The organism is Aliikangiella maris (genome assembly GCF_040719265.1).
In the GTDB taxonomy this organism is placed as follows: domain Bacteria; phylum Pseudomonadota; class Gammaproteobacteria; order Enterobacterales; family Kangiellaceae; genus Aliikangiella; species Aliikangiella maris.
Genome location: NZ_JBFDAH010000021.1, coordinates 14,200 through 37,384, shown reverse-complemented (window position 1 = coordinate 37,384; position 23,185 = coordinate 14,200). Strand labels below are relative to the sequence as shown.

At 39.3% G+C, this 23,185-nt stretch carries 11 protein-coding genes and 1 tRNA gene; 11 read left to right on the top strand and 1 reads right to left on the bottom strand.

Translation table 11 applies throughout. The features are described 5' to 3' along the window. Positions 1-170 precede the first annotated feature (170 nt). The 5 genes from ABVT42_RS16525 to ABVT42_RS16505 all read left to right on the top strand — a co-directional run bounded on the left by ABVT42_RS16525 (position 171) and on the right by ABVT42_RS16505 (position 5,426). Entirely contained in the window at positions 171-1,652 is a 1,482-nt protein-coding gene (locus ABVT42_RS16525; RefSeq protein WP_353896940.1) for a YfiR family protein, read from the top strand. After that, on the top strand, positions 1,649-3,745 hold the full coding sequence (locus ABVT42_RS16520; RefSeq protein ID WP_353896941.1) for an EAL domain-containing protein: 2,097 nt from the start codon (positions 1,649-1,651) through the stop codon (positions 3,743-3,745). Before ABVT42_RS16525 ends, ABVT42_RS16520 begins: the two co-directional genes overlap by 4 nt. 222 nt (positions 3,746-3,967) lie before the next feature. After that, entirely contained in the window at positions 3,968-4,729 is a 762-nt protein-coding gene (gene tpiA / locus ABVT42_RS16515; protein ID WP_353896942.1) for a triose-phosphate isomerase, read from the top strand. A gap of 3 nt (positions 4,730-4,732) precedes the next feature. Then, positions 4,733-5,257 (top strand): preprotein translocase subunit SecG, encoded by a 525-nt coding sequence (gene secG, locus ABVT42_RS16510; protein WP_353896943.1) that lies wholly within the window; start codon positions 4,733-4,735, stop codon positions 5,255-5,257. Between the two features lie 83 nt (positions 5,258-5,340). Further along, positions 5,341-5,426 (top strand) — tRNA-Leu (locus tag ABVT42_RS16505). Positions 5,427-5,539: 113 nt separating this feature from the next. Here the strand turns inward: ABVT42_RS16505 and ABVT42_RS16500 are convergent. Further along, complete coding sequence (locus ABVT42_RS16500) at positions 5,540-6,460, bottom strand: acetamidase/formamidase family protein (protein WP_353896967.1); 921 nt, start codon at positions 6,458-6,460, stop codon at positions 5,540-5,542. Positions 6,461-7,127: 667 nt separating this feature from the next. Between ABVT42_RS16500 and ABVT42_RS16495 the strand changes: the two genes are divergently transcribed. The 6 genes from ABVT42_RS16495 (at position 7,128) to carA (ending at position 23,160) form a co-directional block, all read left to right on the top strand. After that, complete coding sequence (locus tag ABVT42_RS16495; RefSeq protein ID WP_353896944.1) at positions 7,128-13,748, top strand: RHS repeat domain-containing protein; 6,621 nt, start codon at positions 7,128-7,130, stop codon at positions 13,746-13,748. 112 nt (positions 13,749-13,860) lie between these two features. Then, positions 13,861-15,855: an RHS repeat domain-containing protein gene (locus ABVT42_RS16490; protein WP_353896945.1), complete on the top strand. Its 1,995-nt coding sequence runs from the start codon at positions 13,861-13,863 to the stop codon at positions 15,853-15,855. A gap of 75 nt (positions 15,856-15,930) precedes the next feature. After that, positions 15,931-17,772, top strand: a complete 1,842-nt coding sequence (locus ABVT42_RS16485) for an RHS repeat domain-containing protein (RefSeq protein ID WP_353896946.1) — start codon at positions 15,931-15,933, stop codon at positions 17,770-17,772. Between the two features lie 293 nt (positions 17,773-18,065). Next, a complete protein-coding gene (locus tag ABVT42_RS16480; protein WP_353896947.1) occupies positions 18,066-20,036 on the top strand; it encodes a hypothetical protein in 1,971 nt (656 codons plus the stop codon). A gap of 282 nt (positions 20,037-20,318) precedes the next feature. Then, the gene (locus ABVT42_RS16475; protein WP_353896948.1) at positions 20,319-21,581 is read left to right on the top strand and encodes a helix-turn-helix domain-containing protein; all 1,263 of its coding nucleotides are present in this window, start codon (positions 20,319-20,321) and stop codon (positions 21,579-21,581) included. 448 nt (positions 21,582-22,029) lie between these two features. Beyond that, positions 22,030-23,160 carry a glutamine-hydrolyzing carbamoyl-phosphate synthase small subunit gene (gene carA, locus ABVT42_RS16470; protein WP_353896949.1) on the top strand — a complete coding sequence of 377 codons (1,131 nt, stop codon included), beginning with the start codon at positions 22,030-22,032 and terminating at the stop codon, positions 23,158-23,160. The last annotated feature ends 25 nt before the right edge of the window (positions 23,161-23,185 follow it).

The window sequence follows — 23,185 nt, the reverse complement described above, 5'->3', positions numbered from 1 at the left end:
AATCCGCAAAATTAGACATTTTCATCTATACTTGTAGCAAATTATTGAGTACTAACTATCTATTTTGTTTAAAAAAGTATCAATTTTATCTATTTTATTTCGAATCACCGTTTTACCGTGGATTTTTATATCAAAACATTCATCCTTTGAAAGGATTTAGGGGTATTTAATTGGTTAGAATCTTGCTGCTTTTTTTCATACTTTTACCTGCTGGAAGTGCATTATTCGCCAGCACCAGTGAAAGATTGAATAAAGATTTGGCAAAGTCTTTGATTATCCGTCAATTACTCAATCTTGTTGAGTGGGATGAATCACGGGTAATGCAAAAAACAGCTGATGACTATTTACTGTGTACCTATAATGACACAAAAAATGCAAAAGTTTTTAACCAATATTTGAAAGGAATAAAAATACAGGGAAGGACATTAACTATTGCAAATCGAGCAAGTCGTGAACAATTGTCTATGTGTCATGCTGCATTTATGGAGCAACCTGAACAAGGAGACGTTGACTGGATTTTGTCTCATCAACTGACTAAAAACACATTGTTTATTATTGAAGGTTCTCAATACGTTACTAAAGGCTTTCATATTGGACTTTATTTAAATAGTCAAAACACATTTGATTATGAACTTAATCCTGATGCTTTAATTTCAAGTCATTTAATACCTAGTCGAGAATTACTCAAATATGCCAAAGTAGTGGCTTCGGAAATTGCGGATAAAGTTAATTTGCTTCGTTCGCTGATTAATTATACAGAGTGGGCTGAGTCGAGTATCAAGTTTGAAAAAAGTGAAGAGTTTAATCTATGCACTTTTGATGATCATGCTTTGGCGGCGTTCATTACGTATTTTGGTGATAGCAAAACTTTCAAAGGTAAGTCTTTGAGTAATCGTAGTGTAAAATCTGCCAGTCAAATGGCCGATTGTCATGCATTAATTATGAACAATGTGCAGGATGAGCGTTTGGTTAACATTATAGCACAGCGTGCACAGCAGCGTATTTTATTGATTGGCAATGATGACGCCCTTGGTGAAAAAGGGGTGCATTATAATCTGGTACCCAAGAAGAACCAGCAGCATTTGCGCTTTGAAATTAATTTAGTGGCATTTAAGCAAACTGGGCATTCTCCCCGGTTTGAGTTGTTTAATTCAGGTGTTGTGGTTGATAAAGATTATCCTGAACTTTCGCGAATGTTATTTAACATATTAGTAGATACAACCTGGCCAAAAAATGCAGCTAACAGTGATAATTCATCGATACGGTTATGTGTTTATGAAAAAGAACCGGTATTTGAAAATATTAAATTATTTTTGTCGGCATATCAGATAAACGATAGGGCTAAAAGTCATAAACAAGTTGAGGTCAATAAAATTACCAAACCGACTCAGTTGAATCGTTGTCAGGCTTTTCTTGTGGGGGATATTACTGCGAAAGAACTGTCAGAGTTGCTGGTCGATAAGTCTCAGCTTGCACTCTTGGTTATTGCATACCAACTAAAAAACGGTAGCCGTGCTTATCATTACAAACTCAAGTCACAGCCTAAAGAAATTCTGATTGAACTTGACTTGGATAAATTAAAAATGAATGGTTTTATACCGGCACAAGCATTACTTGACTCGGTTAAAGCCTCCGAGGGAGGCGAGTTATGATTGCCTGGGGAACCTCAATTCGCGCCAAACTGATTACAATTATACTGGCCATGACGGCAGGCGCATTGATGATTGGTATGGTAGGGATGACAATTAATTACTACCAGACGACTCAACAGGCGCTAGTTGCTGATACTGAAACGCAGGCGCAATTGTTAGCGAATAATGCGTTAGTACCAGCAAGTTTGAGCGATGAGGCAACACTCAAGCGTATTTTACAATCTTCGGTATTAAATGATCGCTTTGGCGCGGCAGTTTTTGATAACACCGGGAATTTGTTGGCCTTAAGGGATGAAAACGATACTGATTTTTATATCAGTGAGGCTGAGTTTAAAAACAGCAAAAGTGTTATCTGGGGGGATGAGAGACTGATGGTCTGGGCGCCAATGCATCAAGAAGATGGTGAATTTGCGGGGACGGTGTATTTAAAAGTTTCTAATCGTGCTTTCTTTTCTCGAATTCGTGCTTTTGCTTTTATGAGTATATCTATTGTTGCCGTGATCATTTTCTTTGTGTATCTAATATCGTTAAAACTACAACGCATGATTTCTGGGCCACTCGTGGAGTTGGAGGGGATTAGTCGTGAAGTCAGCGGTAGTGGGAACTATTCTATTCGAGTACCTTATTATGGCGAAGATGAAATAGGCTCGTTAGCCAACTCATTTAATCAAATGTTGGAAAAAATAGAGGTCAATCAAAAAGAAAGAGACGCCGCCAGCGAAGCCTTGCAACTGAATAAAAAGCGATTGGAACGTGCAGTTAAAGATTTACAGTACTTGGCTAACTACGATTCTTTGACACAATTGCCTAATCGGGCATTGTGTATGGACAGAATAAAGTATGCACTAAAACGCGCATCCCGTACTAACCTGATGGTGGCGGTTCTTTTTCTCGATCTTGACCATTTTAAAGATGTTAATGACTCGCTGGGGCATGCTGTTGGTGATCAATTACTCAAAGCGACCAGTCAACGATTGTTAGAAAAAATTCGCAGTGAAGATACATTGGCGCGTCTGGGGGGAGATGAGTTTGTTATTATCTTAAACGAATTGCATGATACGGAAGATGTTATTTCTATTGTAGAAAAAATCGTCACCAGCTTTGAAACCCCCTTTCAATTGTCAAACTATGAAGTAAATACAACCGTTAGTGTTGGTGTCTGCATGTTTCCGCATGACGGTGTTGATGTTGACTCACTAATGAAAGCGGCAGATGCTGCTATGTATAAAGCAAAAGAAGTTGGTCGTAACACTTACGAGTTTTATGAAGCTGAATTGAATCAATTGGCGATTCGCCGTCACCAGTTGGCGAATGAATTGCGCCAAGCGGTTAAAAATGGCGAATTAAGCCTGGTATTTCAGCCGCAGCTTAATATTGTTGAAAATAAAGTTATTGGGGCTGAGGTTTTGTTACGTTGGCACCATCCTATTTTAGGCAATATTTCACCTGCCGAGTTTATCCCTATTGCAGAAAATACTGGGTTAATCAAAGAAATCGGTAATTGGGTGATGGATAATGCCTGCCAAAAAATTGCGGAATGTCGTCGTCTTGGTTATGAAATTCGATTAGCGGTAAATTTATCAGCACTTCAGTTTCGGCAAATTAACTTACCAGAAATGATCGCTTCGACACTGCAAAAATATCGCATACCGCCTAAATTGCTCGAAGTAGAAATTACTGAAAGTATGCTGGTGAGAGATGTCAGTCAGGCGATAGATATCTTAGAGCGACTCAAAGAGATGCAAATACGTATCGCTATTGATGATTTTGGTACAGGCTACTCTTCACTTTCTTATTTACGGCGTTTTCCGCTTGATGCGCTAAAAATTGACCGTACCTTTATCGATGAGCTAATCGTTGATGTTGATGATACCGCAATCACGCTGGCAATAATTTCAATGGCAAAAAGTCTGCGACTTGAAGTTATTGCTGAAGGGGTTGAAACCGCCGAACAACAAGAGTTTTTAGCAAAGAATAATTGTGATGACATACAAGGGTATTACTTCTCCAGACCACTGACCTATAAGGATTTTGTGCAATTTTTGGCAAGTTCAAAGCCCATTGATAACAGTTATAACCGCACAGCTAGGTAGAATTGGCTAAAATCTAGAAAATCAACTCTATTATCTACCAGAATTTAGGACTTTAAAGCGCTCAAATGTTATTCAAAACTTCAATGTTTATCGGACTTTTGCTGGTTGCTTTAATAGTTTACCGATATTTATGATTAAATATTGCGCCTTTATCTTGTTTCTCGATGCTTTGTCAGGTAAGATTTGCGCCCTTTTAATGCTAGCCAGATTATAAGGCAGGAAATGACTCATACAAGAAAACGTATCGTTGCAGGAAACTGGAAAATGAATTGTTCCAGAACTGAAGCTATTCGATTAGCCAGCGCTATTGTTACAATGTATGACGCCATTGATAATGTTGAGTTATTAATTTGCATTCCTCAGATTCATCTGGCAGATATTAGTAAGCTTCTTATCAATACTGGTGTATTATTAGGTGCGCAAGATGCACACTGGGAAGATAAAGGGGCTTATACTGGTGAAATCAGTGCCAGTATGTTAACGGATTATCTGGTGTCCCACTTATTAGTAGGGCATTCCGAAAGACGGGAAATGTTTGCTGATGATAATCAGCGAGTTGCAAAAAAATTTGCAGCGGCTTTAAAAAATAACCTCAAGCCTATATTATGTGTGGGTGAGACATTACAGCAGCGAGAACAAGGGGCAACTTTTGAGATAATTAAGTCTCAGTGCCAGGCTGTTATTGATGAGGTAGGTATTGGCGCTTTTGCCAATAGTTATATGGCGTATGAGCCGGTTTGGGCAATTGGAACCGGCATGACTGCGACACCTCAACAAGCTCAGGAAGTGCATGCTGAAATTCGTTCCTGGTTGGCTCAGCAAGATGAAAGTATCGCTGCCAGGTTGCCAATTTTGTATGGTGGCAGCATGAACGCAGAAAATGCTGAGTCACTATTAGTTCAACCTGATATTGATGGCGGTCTGATTGGCGGCGCATCATTAAAAGTTGAAGATTTTTTAAAAATTTATTCTGCAGCAGGATAAACGATGGAAATTATATTAATTGTTTATTTAATCGTTTCGATTGCATTAATCGGAATTATTCTACTTCAGCAAGGTAAAGGTGCTGAAATGGGAGCTTCGTTTGGTGCTGGTGGTGCAAACACTGTATTTGGCGCGGCCGGTTCAGGTAACGCACTAACCAAAGCAACAACAATTTTAACGATTTTATTTTTTGCAATTGCGTTGAGTATCAGTTATCTGAACTCTGAGCCAGCAGAAATTAAAGACAGTATTCTTGATGAAGTTCCTGCTTCTCAGACTGAGTCAGCTAAAGGTATTGAGTCTCAGCTACCGACAGAGCCAAAAGCTGGAATTGAGTCTCAAGTTGCGCCAACAGAGGCTGCTAAATCAGACGAACAAGCTGCGGCTAAGCAAGCTGTTGAAGCAAAGATTGAAGAAGCTAAAGCAAAACTTGATACAACATCTGATGAAGTGAAATCTGCAACTGAAAAAGCACAAAAGAAAGTAGATGAGACAGAGTCAAAGAAAGATCAAGACAGTAACAAATAAAAATAAGTTATAAAAGTAATTAATAATATCCCTTAAGATTGAACGCTGATTATTATAAATCAATGTTCATCTAAAACGATTTAGCCGAAGTGGTGGAATTGGTAGACACGCTATCTTGAGGGGGTAGTGGCCATCGGTCGTGCCGGTTCAAGTCCGGCCTTCGGCACCAAAATAAAAAGCCCAGCCATTGCTGGGCTTTTTTATTATACGATTGATATTTTGTTAACTTTTCTTTTTGATTGATAGTTAACATCATAATGAGTCATTTTAAACTGTAACATATTAAAGCTGCGACAAAATTCTTTTAGGAATATGCATTGCCACTAAAACATTACCATCAACGACTTCAGCAATTTTTAAATCTGCAGCTATCGAGCAGAGAATATTGGCATCTTGCGGACTCATTTTATATTCACTTTCTAAGTAACTAATCATAAATCTTGTTGCTTTTTTGGCGGCTTCATCTAGTGTTAGCGCAAAAGCCGTTACTGCATAATGTTCCTTAGTTTCATATTGCACTTCTTTAAGATAGGTTTTTTGATTTTTAATAATACTCACTTCAAAAATGATATCCATCGGTGCTTCAATCGCTGTACCACTGACTTCGCCGTGTCCTTGTGCAGCATGTGGGTCGCCAATGGAAAATAACGCTCCCTCTACTAAAACCGGTAAATAAACGGTTGTTCCTTCAGTAATATTCGGATCATCCAGATTACCGCCATTTTCTCTTGGCGGAATAGTCGATAACATTTCGTCGGTATCCGGTGCAACAGCAATAATGCCAGGAAAAGGTGAAAGCGGGATTTTGATATTTTTATCAAAATAGGCAATGCTTTTTTGTTGATCAAATGCATAGGTTTTAAGTTGAGTTTGTCCGACTCCTTCTTTTAAATAAGAAAATAATGGTGTACTGGCACTCCATCCCCAGTCTTTGAGTGTCATTTTATGTAGCTTTACTGCTAATACATCCCCTGGCTGTGCACCGTCGATGTAAATCGGTCCAGCGAGTGGGTGTCCAAAGTCTGACCAGTCGATTGAGCCGAAAGCTTGTGAAGTCATTCTTGGATAGATACGGTTATCTGAGGCTTCTTCGAGTGAAGCTGATATCACCGAACCTGAAGGTACTTTCATCACATTGGGGATTTGGTGGCTAAAACGATAGTGTTTTTGTTCTGGTTTTAGGTAATGCGTGGTTGGTGGAATTGTTTTTTTTCAGCAATATTGGATTGTATGTTAACCTTTTGATGAGTTTGACACGCTGTAAGCAAAACCAATGCAGTGAAAGATGTCATTATTGTTTTCGTCGATCTGCTTATTCTCATTTAAATCTACCCAATTTAAATTATTCTTATTAAGTATCATAAACGCCTTTAAATCAGCGCTGCAACTGTCATCTAAAATCTAGTTTGGGCTTATCATTCTTTTTGTTAGCTTTGTGGAATCTAAATTTATCTTAAAAAATTTTAGTCATAAAATCCAATATCGGTTGTTTTTGACACCTCTATGAATGCATTTTTTGACCCTTAGTCCTTAAAAATACTGAAAATTTGTTGAAAAAATACTTAATTTCATGATGTGAAGATGACAGCTGATCAACAAAGCAATGATAACAATGGCATATTGGACGAATTTGATTAAAAAGCTAACAAAATGTCCTAAAAGTAGACGAACAATTTTGACCCTTCCACAAATTGACAAAAATGCGGCGATTGCCAAAGTGTTGATGACAGACAATTACCTCATTCAATCAGTTTATTTAAATTAGGTTATTTAAGTCTGATTTATTTGAGTTTGATTTAATTAAATCAGGCAAATATCTCTTATCAATTTGCCCCACTTTATTAGCGACTCTTTAATAAAGGATGCTTTCATGTTTAACCGTTGGTTTCAGCAAAAAAAATCTTTACAAACTAATCTGAGACTTAAAAAGCTTGGTAAGTTTTATCTCGGTGTGTGTTTTTCCTTTTGCTTTTTGCAAGTTGGTGGAATTGCTCATGCCGAAATTCCTTATGATCGAAAGATTAAACCTCATGCCATTGATAGTCAGGGAATTGGTTCAGTTGATTCATCGCCATATTTGCAAGTTAATGAGTTCAATGGAGGTGTCAGTGGCACATTGCCCGCAATTGGAATTAACGGATTTGCGCTCACACCAACCTATAACTCGCCACTGAAAAGGCGAGACAATATTGAGCGTTATGATGACAATGCCGGTAATATTGGAGAGTTAGGCGTAGGTTGGCATTTGGGGCTGGGTCATATTGTTGTAGTTCCACGACATATTATTGATAGCTGTGGTCATTTTCAATCTGGTGCCCCTGAAAAAATTTATTTTGTCGATAGCGCCGGTAAAAGCAGCAAGTTTGCGCGAGAACAAATTGGCTTGGGGTTAAATCCTGAATCAACTCAGGGCAATTTTAATGTGCCTGGTGACATTCGTATTCATCGAGACTCTAACCCTAGCGCGCCCGTTTTGCGTATTTCAAAGCAGCGTGATCTTAAATATATCGATACTTCTGGCAGAATCTTAACTCGTCAAGCTGCTGATGATAATGCTTGGCGTAATCAACAGCCTGGTTCATCTGTGCCACCGAATAGCCCGATTTATACTTGCTGGGGAGTAAGAGATGCGCAACATCCAAATCCTAATTGGGATTTAGTGTTACCCAATGATGGTATTGCTCGGGTTGATAGTGCATCAAACAAAACTTTTTATGAAGAATATGGTTGGTTTGATTTTGTTTTAATGCAACCTGATGGCGGGAAAATTTACTATACCGCAACCAAAGATTCGCTGGATATTGCCTGGCAACATTTGATTGGGCAGGAAACTGCCGAACCGAATGCCGTACATTTTTATCCGACAAAAATAGTTAACGCTAATGGTGTTTCTTATACTTTAACTTATGCTGAGCCTGCCGAACTTTATGGCATTAACAAACAAAGTCGTTTTAACGGTGGAGAAAAACAAAACGATACTTTATGGTCTGGATTGGAAGACTCAGGTATGGGTGAAGGAGAAAGTTTAAATGCCTGCAATGTCTACTCTCATTGTATTGCCAGTCGTTATATTAAAAGTGCCAGTATTGATAATGGCCCCAATCCCGAGTCGTTGACTTTCTTTTATGAAGAAGTTGGCGGTAGACGTCCATTACTTCGCGAAGTCAGAGACTCTCGTTTTAATCGACTGGCATATTTTGATTACCAGTTAAGTCAATTTGATGATGAATACCATCTCTCTGCCTATACGAATGCGGCAAATCAGCGCATAACCATCGCATTGGAAGATTTAGGTATTTCTTCTGCGCCAGTTGAAAAAATACAAAATCATCCATGGATTCGCTCAATAACCTCACCTAAAGGTGCGACTACTCATTTGATATACCAGTTGGTCAATATTCCGGGGGCATCTTATTTTTCAGGCTCAGGAAGACCTGGCTTATGCGATGATCCTGACGCAACCAATGGTGACTTACCTCCGGTTTCTAGCTGCGACTGGGCACACCTGAGAAGTAACAGCGCACAAAAGCGGGTGAAAAACTTTGTGCACTCTGGCGCCACTTATACCTACACATACTTGCTAGAAGATAATGCAAACAAAGCTTATGATTTACTTAGTGGAATTGCGACAGTTTATGCGCCGAGTAGTTTATTAAAAGTGACAATGAAGGCAACCGGCGAACAGGATATCGAAAGGATTACCTATTATGCTGATTATCAATCTGAGTCTTATCGCAGTTATCCACGGGCATTAAGTAAAATTATAGGTAAACCAATTTTCAAGGAAACGACTTTTCATAATGGTAATTCACAAAATGCCAATAGTGTCGTAACCGAAGAGTGGCAATGGAGAGCTGCGCCACTTGAAGCATTAGGCGGTGAAGCGCCATTTCAGTCACAACGGCCACAATTGATTTCGGCTGCACCAGTTGTCGCCAGGCACGCAATAAGAATTCAATCACCTAATTATATAAGTTTACCTGATGGCGCAATTAGTGATCCGATTAAGGTTACCGAGTTTGATTATCAATGGGATCATATTCAAATGTTGGTGGCGAACACAACTTCTTATATTAAACAACAAGCTAATCGCGCTTATGTTGTGCGAAAGTTTAGCTATCGTGATAGCGCGATAAATAAAACACCCACGGTAGATGGTGCTTGGACTCAATATCAATCGGCTCTACCCAGTGAGTCCAAAGAATGTTTGATAGAAAACAGTAGCGCTTTGCCCAAAGACTGTATTGCCAATTCTTCACAGCGACTGGGGCATGTTGCATTTGAGTATGAGCAAGCAATTGCAGGAAATACAAATTTATTTTTAACAAACAAATATATTGCAAAAGATGAAACTGATTTAACGTTAAGTGACTACACCAATAAACTGGTACAAACCTTGACTTATCATCAGTCGGGTAGCGATAAAGGTTATTTACACACAACATCAAATGGTTCTTTGACCACCGCCTATGAAGCTTATGAAAATGGCGAAGCGACTCGCGTGTATGCTCCCGATGGATCACAAGTGAGTAAAAATCGACAACTTATTTGGGGCGCGGTGATTGATGAAGTTGTTGAAGGAGGTGTGAATAAACTCAGTAAACATGACTTGGTTGGACGGCCATTGGAGTCGCAACAAGGCAGCGATTCGGCTATTTATACTTCATATCCCTCGGTGACTAAAACGCAAATCACCCGCGATGGGGTTCAGCTTTCTGAAACGTCGACGGATTTATGGGGACGTATTGTCAAAAATGAATCAACGATTGACCCAGGGATAATTAATACTGATAGAACCCAGTATAGCAACTTGGGGGTCAGTCGAGTTGTTACTAATACCAATGGAGCAAAGGTGATTACCTTTGCCGATATCAGTGGAAGACCACTTCATATTAAATTTCAGGACAGTAGTAATCGCATTTTAAAAGAAGAGTTTTTTACTTATGGATTTATTCCACAAAGTGGAATGACCTATACCCATCATCAGGTAAAAACTCATGATGTGCCCAGTGCAGGTTATATTGCATCGGAAAGTTACCGCATTCTTTATACTGATATACTTGGGCGTAACCGCAAAGCAATTCCTTGTGTGATTGAAAATGGCAATAGCGAGTGCGCAGAATTACTGGTAGAAATTGATTACAGTGAAACCACCGCTAATGGATATAACGGTATTATTTTAGCCGAAGCAAAAGTCGTTACTGAAACAGGAACAACTTTATCAACACGTAAACGCTGGACTGATTTAATTGGTAATTTATTTAAAGAATATAATCCTGAAATTGGCACGACTCGCCATGAATATACCGCAGAAAACTTATTGCGCAGACGCTGGAATAAAGATGGCGTTATGGATAACTATTATCGTTATGATACCGGTGGGCGATTGATTGAAATTGTCAGACCCGGCGGTGCACCCGTTTTTGAAGCGCAATATGATGCGGCGACAGATTTACTGAGTTGGACCAAAACACCAATTAGTGCTGGTAGTAATCGTTTAGTTGAAGAAACTTATACTTACGATGAGAACAACCGCATTGAATCTAAAACTGTTAACATTCCAACCTTATTAGGTGCGATAGAAAACCTGCGCCCACGTACTTTAGCCAGTGCACCAGCAACTTTAAATCTGCGTTGGGATCAAGTTTATGCTGGCCAATATAAAGTTCATTTAACTCACAATCAATTTGGTACTTTAGCAATTGATGCCGATAACGGTGTTAATCAAGTATCGTTAACCAATGCTAATTTATCACAAAAACTTCAGCAAAAAATTACCGCAGGACATGCTAACTCGGCAGCTTATCAACAGTGGAAAAATCAACTGGCGCAACATCCTGACAGTCCTATTTCGCTAGACAATGAGTACACCTGGAAAGTATCTGCTATTACCAGCGAATTTGAACCGATACCGAGTAGTGAAACTTCGCGTATTACCTCTAGGTGTAACATTCTCGAACTTTCTTTCCGGCGCGGCATCAATCAAGGCCCATTAATTCAGTGGGAAACGGCGAATTGTGATGGTCTTTCGACTGAAGTTTTAGCGCGCACGTTACCTGGTACGGGCAGTGTCGATATAGAGCCGCGTTGTATGATGCCGCCCGCAGCGGGTACTTATGTGCGAGATGGGGGCGTATTTAGTGGATTAAAGCAAGGACCCCGTCGTGCGCACTGGATGTTCAATGGTTATAACTTTGAAGATGTAGAACTGGCGATGGAACCCGATCCCGATCGCGAGCCTACCTGGACAGGTGAAAAACAATGTGCACCGGTTGAGCGCGCAGAATTCCAGCTGAAAGTCTACGATGCTAATCGAAATATTGTTACGCAATCAGAATCGATTATTGCCGATTGGACTAGTAGCTTAAAAGCTTGTCAAATCCGTAATTTTTATGTCAATAACGGTTATACCGGTAAAGGCGCTGGCGTACCGAAAGTTACCTGGGAAACTTTAAACTGTTCTAATGATGATTATGTCGAATTAAAGATCAGTTCACTCGATACCAATCAGCCGCTTGAGTGTGATTTATCTGGTGAGGTGTTGAGTAATGCCAAGCAAGGCAATATTGATGCAAACATTATGAAATCGCGTCCATCGGGTTGTGACAATATTAGTGCCGCATTGTTTGAACTGAAAATTAGAGAAAATAGTGATCCTGGCAGCACGATTTTAGACAGCCGTGATCCAATTATTGGTTATATCGATCGTAATGATTGTCATGTCTCATATTTTAATGTTGTCGATGGTGATGAAAATAATAATCCCAAAATAAGTTGGCAGACAAAAAACTGCGGTTTAACTGATAAAGTGCAAGTGAAATATGATGCCGTTCAGCCTGGTGTCAGTGAAAACTGCCAACTAAGAAGTCAGATTTTTTCAACCGATAAATCAGCTACCAATGCTGAGGCTGATTTTATGTATACCCCTTATCAAGTGATTGATGGCAAGCCGGTTGAACCAACTAATGGGAATGCTTGTGATGCCATGAAGTCAGTCGATGTATGGGTTGAAATTGTCGATGCCAGTGGCTTTCCGTTATTAGATAAAACCAGTGAGATCGATTTGGCGTACACAGGGGGATTACAAAATAGCGGCACTAGCACCTGTAAAATAAATGATTTCAACATTCAAAATCCAACTATGGCTGGCCGCTTACCTAAAGTGATTTGGGATACCGAGTGTGATCATCCAGTGCAAGTTATGGTCTTTACCAATACCACACATAATCCCGCTAATAGTGCTTGTCGGGTGAACCGCGGTATGTGGGATGGACATCATGATATGCCTCAGGGGCGCGAGGTTTATTTTATGGTGGGAGGCTACGGTTCAACATATAACTGTCCATCGGTTACCAGCGCAGATTTTTGGATAGAAATGCGTGATGTAGAAGATTCAACCATTTTAATTGCAGAGTCACAAGTTAAACAGGCAACTTTTACACCGCTGCCTAATCAATCAGGTTGTCAGGTTTCGCAACTTTCGACCAGCAATGGACAAAATGGTCAATTGCCAACAGTGAGCTGGCAAACACTTAGTGGTTCAGGATGTAGTGACTCAAATGTTGAAGTCATTGTCAAAGGCGCAACTACCGACGGACACATTCCGGTTTCGTGTCAAGAGTCAGACTTTCAAATTGGTCGTGGTGTGAGCGGTTCAAATCGATCAATTAACTTTATGACTAACTGTCCAGATATGCGCAATGGTGTTGTGTGGATTGAAACTTATCAAAGTGGACTGTTGATCCGAAAATCTGACTTCAAAGCGTTTACCTATGATCCTGATAGTGGTACGCCACCGGTTTGTGAAATTCAATCTTTCTCGGTTCAAAATAGTGCAACTATTGGTATGTTACCGCGTGTCTACTGGCAGACCAATTGCGGTAATAATGTGTCCGTTCAGGTACGCACAACAACGATTGATCCTGCCAATCTTTCGAATCAATGCGCGGCGTATAAAGCGCTTTGGGATGGCAATAAATCAGGTAATCGTACTGTCGATTATATGGTTGGCGGTTATGGGCCCAATCACAACTGTCCGCGAGTAAGACGTGCCGAATTTATCATTGAGTTGTGGCAGCAGGTTAACGGACAACAAGTAAAAATTGCATCACGTCCACCACAAATTGCTCGCTTCGATCCGGTGCGTAGCCCGACTTGTCGAGTGGCTGAATTCTCTATCGATAACAATACGGGGGGACTACCTACTGTTACTTGGCAAGTCACTGGTAGCGGTTGTGGTGAATCAAATGTTGAGGCCAAGTTGTATTGGAGCAGCACGGACTTTTCAATTCCATCCAGTTGTCGTTGGGATAAGGCGTTAATTGCGCAGTCCAGTGGTGGTGCTGCGAATACCATGACCTTGTCTGATATGGATGGTTCAAGTAATTGTCCGACGCAACAGGTTGATAGCGCCTCATTATGGATAGAAATTAAAGAAGGTGGACGACTGTCGCAAAGAACCAGCTATTTTGAAGCACGTTATCGACCATGATTTTAAAATGTGAATAATCATTAAGTTAACGTTTTTTATTGTTTTAATTATTGGTGATGAATCAACGCTCCCATAAAGCTTGACCTTTATGGGAGTCATCACGAGGTTGCGAATGAAATATTTTAAATCAAAAAAAAGTCAAGTTTATTTGGGCTGTTTTCTGTTAGGTAATGTCAGCATTGTTGCTGTGGCACAAACGCAAAAAACAATTCGTTGGCAATATGATCATCAAGGTCGATTAATTCAAGAAATTGCCGATGCAAAAAATAGTGTGATTTATAGTGATTTTTCATTACATGGATTAGCCAAAAAAATTGAATCAAATAACGAAGTTATTATTGAAAATATTCAATTTAATCCAGATGGCAGCGCTCATCATATTGACTATTCAACAGGGACGAATACACAAGCGAATTATGACTATTCTCCCTTTTCATCACCCTTGCAAACGCAACTTAATATTGAAGGTGAAACGGTTTTTAATGAGCGCAATATGCGTTACGATGCATCCGGTCAGCTAAAGTCTTTGACAAAGTGGTATAACGGCAGCGATAAGAATTATCAGTATGCTTATGATGCAATGGGGCGCTTGATAACCTTTAAAATTAATCAGGTAACTTTAAATTATGAGTATGATAACCTAGGAAACCTGGTAGGTAAAAATGGGTTGTCTCATGATGGATTAAGTGTTGCGCCTTTGCCGAATCAAACGATTAATACAAAATATCAAAATACTAATTGGCAATACGATAATGATGGTAATCTGATCGAAGATGATGACTATATCTATCAATATAACGATGCTCGACGTTTAGTCTTAGTGACCGATAAACAAGATGAGCAATGGATCGCGCATTATTTATATGATGGTAGTGGGAATCGAGTGCGAAAAATGACTCAGCAACAAACCACTTACTACTACCGAAATGCTAACGGCAATATTTCCTATGAAGAAACTTATGATAATCAAAGCGGAGAACGACTAGAAAGCCGCCGACATGTCAGTCGTTTAGGAAGTATTGTTGCCGCTCATCATTGGCAACGTTCAAGTCCTGTTATAAAAACAGAATTTCAGTTTAATGGCCGACTGGGTAGTCAATCGGTTCGTTGGGTTAATGGTGAAAATAATCAGTCCCAAGGCATCGCATCGACTCAAATTATTACTCAAGACTATTCGCCATTTGGTGAACAAATGGATAAGTCGGCAATTCACTCTGGCAGTTATGGATTTACTCAACATGAAGATGATACTGAAACACAGTCTGTCTATATGAAAGCCCGTCATTACAAACCGGTATACGGACGTTTAAATCGTCCCGACCCGGCGCGTGATTTTAATCTCTATAATGCAAGCTCATTTAATTTGTATGCTTATGTCGGAAATAACCCAGTCAATGCCTGGGACCCTACTGGCCTTGCTTCTGATCCACGTAATACACAAGGGCAAGGACCGCAAGAGCGTGCCACACAAGCTTATTGCCAAGCATCGGGTAACAAGAGTAGCAAATGTAACCGCACCGAAAAGCATACCCATGAGTCGAGTGAAGAAAGTGAAATTCCATTGCGTCCTGCCAAACTCATCGATGGCGGTGATGCGCAAACTCATCACTTGGTGTCTCGTGAAGATTCGCCACTTGAAAATCGAGTTTATGGGCATGGTGGTTCAGTGGAAGATTTTACTTTTGTGCTACAAGATGGGCAGTGGATCGTGTTATTGCAAAATCCAGAAATTAATAAAAATGTTCCGCTTGATGCCGTAAAGCGAGCGATGGAAAAAGCGCATACGGGTATGGATGTAATCGTTGCCCAGGTTTATGGTCCTGGTGATCAAGTCCCTGAAATTTTTGTTAACTCTGATGCGAAAACTGACTATATGCCCGAGTCGTTAATGGTTGATGGTGCAATTCCTTCCGGTATTATGAATAAATATTTTCCTAATCAAGCAAGTTTTGGCGGTGGCAAAGATCATCTCGTGAGTAGCTGGATTGGAGATAAAAAAGGTGTGTTTTGCGTATTCGCTTGTACAAAGCCTTACTCCGCCAGCAGTTTAGCAAACTATGAGTCGGCAATTGATATGTTGATAGATTTAGCTGATAAGCAAGAATGATTTTACATGATTGACCAGAGTAAATTTTTTATAAATTATTGATGCAACTAACTAAAAATTAATTAAAAATCGCTTATGAAAAATTTAAAAAAAGACCGAGTGAAACTTGGTATTTGTTTTATGCTATGTGGATTTAGTAGCTCGCTCATTGCTCAAACGGAAAAAACGTTACATTGGCAGTTTGATAATCACGGACGCTTAATTCAATCCAGTATTGATAATGCCAAAGTGAGCTACCCACTTTATTCGACTCATGGGCAAGCCAAAGAAGTACTTTTTGATGGTAAAACGCTAATGCGAACAGTTGATTTTAATCAAGATGGTACCCCCAGTTTTATTGGGTATTCTGAAAATCAGCAAACATTTGCTAATTACCATTATTCACCTTTTTCAACACCAATTGAAACGCGCTTCACTGTTGATTCTGTATCTGTATTTGCTGAAACAGCGATGCGCTTCGATTCAAGGAATAACTTGGTTTCGCTGACTAGGCAATCAAACCAATATGAGCGTGAATATCAATATCAATATGATGCCATTGGGCGCATAAAAAGTTTTATGGTTGATAATAATCGTGTTGCCTATGGGTATGATCATTTAGGTAATTTATCAAGTAAGACAGGGTTCAATCGAAATGATTACAGTGTAACAAGTTTACCTGCACAACATTATAATGAAAAATATCAAAATCAAAACTGGCTATATGATAGTGATGGGAATGTTATTGAAGATGACGATTATCGCTATCAATACAGTGATGCAAAACGTTTGGTTTTAGTGGTTGATAAGCAAACTGATGAATGGATCGCGCATTATTTATATGATGGTAATGGGGCGCGTGTTAGAAAAATGTCACAGCATCAAACAACTTACTATTATCGTAATTTTTCTGGACAGGTTGTTTTGGAGGAAGTTTACTTAAACCAAACCGGAGAGTTAATTGCCAGTCAACAACATGTTTTACACAGCGGCATCAAGCTGGCAACACAATATTGGCAAAAAGATACTAATCGACTTGAGTTAGAGTATCAGTTTGCTGATCGTCTGGGGAGTCAGTCAGTCCGTTTTCGTGATGATAATAATGTAACCACACAAGAATACTCCCCATTTGGTGAGCAAATGGATAAGCAGCAAATTCATATTGGCAGTTATGGTTTTACACAACATGAAGATGATCAAAAAACTCAATCTATATACATGAAGGCACGTCACTATCAGCCTGTGTATGGTCGCTTAAATCGCCCTGATCCAGCGCGTGACTTTAATATCTTTAATGCGAGCTCTTTTAATCTTTATGCTTATGTTGGTAATAATCCTGTTAATACCTGGGACCCTACCGGATTACAGTCGGCACTGGGGCATTATTGTGCGCAAACTGGAAATCGTAGTTCAAAGTGTCAAGGAGGAACGTCGAAAGAAACCCAATCGGCGCAACAAAGTAAAGATGACTCCATATCGGGTAATGAAGATAAAATCTTTTATGTGGGGATTTATGGCGCAGGGAAAAACTCTACAGGCAATCGACATTTAGAAAATATTGTTGAAGGTAAAAATGCCAAGCTTTATAAAGCTAACCAAGAAAGAAAAATAAAGAAAAAAATAAAAGAAATGACCAAGGCGGGTTTTAAAGTCGTTCTGCTTGGTTATAGTCGAGGAGGAAATGCAGCTATTAATGTTGCCAACAGCTTGGGCAAAGACAATGTTTCACTCGAAGCACTGGTGACTTTTGACCCTCATAGCCTTAATAGCAATAAAACCTTTCAGCTAAAATATGACAATGTCAAACAAGCTTATAATTTTTATCAACGTAATGAACGTACGGCGGTGCTTTATTACCAACAGGGTCGAATCCTTATTGGGGAAGTCCGGTTGATTCTGCACACATTTCCGTGCATCAAACCAATTTTACCAATCTGAAAAATGAGTACGGCGATCCCATTTCGCATTTAAATATTATTAAACACACAATTGAATCATTTGGCGGAGGAACAGATTTTTCTTTTTAATTAGTATTGTATCTGCGTTTTGTCGAGTGAATGAAAAAATAAATAAATGAATGAACAAATAAATTAATAAAAAAGCGAGTTAATAAAAAGCGAGTTAAGAAAAAAGTGATAGCGTCAGTAAAAGAATATACAATCAAAACTATTTTAGTTTTTGCTCAATTTGCTATGCTGTGTTGTTTTTCCATGCACTGTGTAGCGCGTGAAATGAATATCGGACTACACACCCATATGGGCTACGATAAAAAAGTCTCGCAGACAATTGATGAGTGGCTCAATGATGTTGCCATTCAGTTAGGACCAAATCGCACAATCTGCTTGCCAGAAAGAGTCTCTTATGAGGATAGTTGCACGCACTGGGCAACTAAAGATAATGCAGCATTAACCGATCATGTGAACCAATGGAATCCTGAAATTTTGGTGCACAGTGGTTTAACTTGGGAGTTAATCCCCGAAAATTACTTACCATCACCGAAAATTAATGGGCAGGAGGGAAGCCTGGTAATGCTCAGTCGTCTTAGTCAACAAGATGGTGAGCAAAGTGCGGCAAAAACATTATCGCGCTTGACAGTTGATAATATTGTTGCGCATCCTATTTTATTGCCAGAAGCGAATAAGATGGTACTCAGTGAATATGATATGTATGGTAGAAAAAATCGTCGTTCAATTGCACTTATGGGGCCATGTCGTATTGAATCATCCAGTGGTCAATGTCAAATTAATCCAGAAGCCGAACCGTCTGACTTCACTATTCACCCAAAAGACAACTTTCGATATCGAGTGCCTGCGATGTTTAATATTCAGCGGGCAGATTTACAATCTGTCGTGGACAATGATTTTTACCCAGACTATCAAGCCAGTGCTTGTGAAGTGATGACGCAATTGACTGAGTTACGTTTTTTCCCACTGCAAAGTGGAACTTTTGAATATCAAGTTGCTCAGTGGTACAAAAGTTACTTAGCATCAGTTTTAGCTGCAAGTGAATATTATGATGAACAATCGGGTGAAATCCATTTGCGTATTCGATACTTGCTACTTGGTAATGAAACCGCAGCAGGCGTATTTATTCACCCACAAATTTATGCGCGGTATTTATCTACGGTCAAAAAGATGTTGCACGAAATCATTCTCGAAAAAAATTACCGAACGATTCCTAAAATTGTTTTTGGTAACTGGTCTAATCCTTACTTTGTTGGGACGAAAAATTGTTTGAAACCTTATTTTGATCAGTTTAAAAGTGAAATGGCTGTCATAGCGAATGAGCCGCAGAATCTTAAGCAACAAGCGGTGCGAGTGGACGACTTGGAATTACAATATCAATCCCTTGGAACTGACGCGGCTAACCAACTTGATGGCTACGGACAGTGTTTGTTTGAAGCCTCGTCACTCGATTTATATTATAGCTCGTCGAATGTTAGCATTTATGATCCGTATATTTATTGGTATAAAAATGAAGTAAATCAAATGTGCCCGGGAGTCGAATATTTTATTAAAGAAACGGGCTTTAGTTTTGCCTTTTATTCTGAATCCCGTCACTATAATCCACAAACACAGTTACATGAATGTCATACAGATGCCCCGTGTTTACACGATGTGAATTTGCCGGCTGATAATGTTGCTGTTGATAGTCGCTTATCATTAACTGCGGTGAATATTAATCAACATCTACGTGATATGGGATTTACTCGTATTGCCTGGTTTAATCATATGCGTTTTGGTGGTGAACATGGTGATGTGATTGTTGATGATAAAATTCGAACCGGCCACAACGCTATTGAAAATACACGCTTGGGACAAGCGCTAACACAGCTTGATGTTCCGCAGTTTCCAGATCGTGCTAATTGCGATATTCTAACTTTTTCAATTAAAAATCGACAAGCTGGAGAATTACCTATTTTAAAGTGGATAACCAATTGTGATAATTCGACCAGTGTTCAAGTAAAAACAACAATCAGTGCTCAGGTACCTGAAAACTGCGATGTGAGTCGAGCGCTATGGGATGGCAATAAATCAGGAGAAAGAGACATTAGTTTTATGCAAGGTGGTTATGGAGAAAACTGTCCACCGGTGGATGAAGCCGTTTTTTGGATTGAACTGCGTGTTCCACATACCAATGAATTATTGTTCAGAAGTCATTACCAAACTGCGAACTACCAAATGAGGTTGGTTAAGCCGTAATTGTCGGTGATGAATAATAAGTAATAAGTGCTTATTAAGCTCGTCGGCTGATCCGATTTGTTGTCATGTGAGATTGTTTATGTGTCGTTACGAATCGGAAAAGCATTAAAAAGTAGCCTGACCTATTTAAAGTATCTGTATGATGGTTCAATAATTGAATCAATTCGTCATTTTGAAAACTCTGTTTACCGAATTCAACTTTTTTACTCTTGAAAAAAAGTTCGGACTTATCAAAAATGTTCGTTTAATTTTAAATTTAACCGAACTTGCACTGCTGATGTCATGGATATTGGATTTTTAATTTTTGAAAGTCGCCTGTTATTTGCATTATTCAGCTTTATCTTTATTATGCTTATCGCCAAAACCAATCGAATTGGGGCGATGTTATTAATATTAATATTGCTAGGTGAAATTTATTCTTGCTCGACAATTCTGGCAGTTAAATATGGTGTAGTAAAATCATTCAGTGTTTGCGCTTTGTTTTTTGCTTCACTACAGTGTTGCTATCCGGTGTTAATGAAAGCTTATGTTGAAGCTTTAAATCATCAGTTTCATTGGAAAAAGCTGTTTCCTGCTGCTTTGTTTCCCTTAAGTGTTTTAACTATTTACTTTACCGCAACGTATTCGCCAGACTTTAACAATTTGTTAATTGCCTTTTTAAAAGTTGAACCGCGTATTCAGGAAATATTCTGGTTTGGTATTTGTTATACTTTTTGTTTGTTTGCTTATTCGTCAATCCCAATTAAAAAAACTAATCTATTACCACTAAAATTTTTAAAGTTTTCCATACGCAGTTTTCAAATTGCATACGGATTGGTTTTAGCTGTTGTCTTTTTGCGGTTAATGCTGGGATATCCTGATGATTGGGTTGTGCTATTTTATCTACCAGCTAAAATTCTAATTACAACAGGCGTTGTCTTCTTTGTTATTTCCTTTGGATTGACCTATTTAACAAAACATATGGGATATCAATTTGGCAAAGTCGTTGTTTTTGAGTCTGATAAAAGTCATTTATCCCAACCGCATTTCTCTGATGCGCAGGGCTTATTTCAATCATCGTCTAATGAAATGGCTCGAGTGGAATCCAACGAATTAACTTCTTTGAGGGATTCACAAAACTCAGAAGACATGCAGCAAGACTCATTACAAGCATCCCAAATAAATGCTTCTAACATAGGTGAATTTAATTTTGGAGATCAACCATCGGCTGGCGAAATTTATCAACAGGTTTGCCAGGTATTGGATGAAGAGAGCTTTTATCGCAACCCAAATATTCGACTAACTGATATTGCCAAGCGTTTGGGGCTTAGTGAACGGAAGGTAAGCAAAGCCATTAAAGAGCAGGGGATGATTAATTTTCGATATTTGATTAATAAAAAACGCGTTAACTATGTTATAGCACATTTACAGTCAACTTTAGATAAACCAAACCTGCTTGAGTTGAGCTTTGAGGCGGGGTTTAATTCCAAGTCTTCTTTTAATCGTGCATTTAAAAACTGCACTAATCTCAATCCAACGGAATACCTTAATAGTCTTCAAAGTTAGTAATCTATAAAGTCAATAGTCGTAAAAGTTGATAGTCGCGAAAGTTGATAGGTAAAAGAGAATAAGTGTTTGTTGTCATTAATTGGTGTTGGGATTCTAGTGGTGTGGTTTTAGATTTTTAATCTAGTGGCTTTTGATACAATGCTGTTAGAAGCTGTAGTATAGAGGCTGCGGTTTTTGCCGTTGAGTGGGCTTTATGGAAGCGCTTGAGATGAAAATCACTGAAAATTAGACTTTTGCAAGACCAAAAAGCTATTGTATCTAATTTTCATGCGATATCCAATTTATAGAATAAATTGTTCGAGCGGATGGACAAATCTGCGCCAAATCGCTTAGAATACCTCGATTTTACCGCAATACTCGGTAGAACATCTTAATTAAACTTCAAAAAGCGGAAGAGCAAGCAAACTTTTCCGCTTTTTAGTATCTGTTTTAGCCGGAGGGTCTTTTGTCTAAACCTGCTATTCTAGTCCTTGAAGATGGTAGTACTTTTCACGGTGTGTCTATTGGTGCTGATGGTGAATCCATTGGTGAAGTGGTTTTTAACACAGCAATGACAGGGTATCAGGAGATTTTGACTGACCCTTCCTATGCACGCCAAATCGTAACTTTAACTTATCCCCATATTGGAAATACCGGAATTAACCCAGAAGACAATGAGTCTGAAAATATATGGGCCGCCGGATTGATTATTCGAGATTTGCCTGCCCAATACAGTAATTGGCGTGCCGAAAAATCACTGACTGAATATCTCGTAGAAAATAATATTGTTGGTATCAGTGATATCGATACGCGCAAGCTGACGAGAATTTTACGTGATAAAGGCGCGTTAGCTGGATGTCTAATGGCTGGCGAACACATTGATGAAGCTCAGGCGCTTGAAAAAGCTAAAAGTTTTAGCGGGCTTAAAGGAATGGACCTCGCGAAAGAAGTTAGTGTCAAGCAGTCTTACAGTTGGGAGGAAGGTTCCTGGCAACTTGGACAGGGTTATACCAAACTCGATAACAGCCAGTATCATGTGGTTGCTTACGACTTTGGCGTCAAAAAGAATATTTTGCGCATACTCACCGATCATGGCTGCCGTTTGACGGTTGTTCCAGCACAAACACCCGCCAGCGAAGTACTTGCGTTAAATCCTGATGGAATCTTTTTGTCGAACGGACCGGGCGATCCTGAGCCTTGTGATTATGCCATTGAGGCTATTCAGTCCTTTTTACAATCAGATATCCCGATTTTTGGTATATGCCTTGGCCATCAATTATTGGCACTGGCTTGTGGTGCGAAAACTGTCAAAATGAAGTTTGGCCATCATGGCGCTAACCATCCGGTAGAAAATCTAGCTGATAAAACAGTAATGATTACCAGCCAGAATCATGGTTTTGCCGTCGATGAAGCATCATTGCCCGAGGCACTAAAAGCGACCCATAAGTCGTTATTTGATGGCAGTTTGCAAGGTATTGAACATACTCAAAAAGAGGCTTTCAGTTTTCAGGGGCATCCTGAAGCTAGTCCTGGACCTCATGATGCTGCGCCGTTATTTGAGCGTTTTATCAATAGTATGAAACAGCGTAAGCAGTGATGAATTCAGGCAGAAATGAATTATT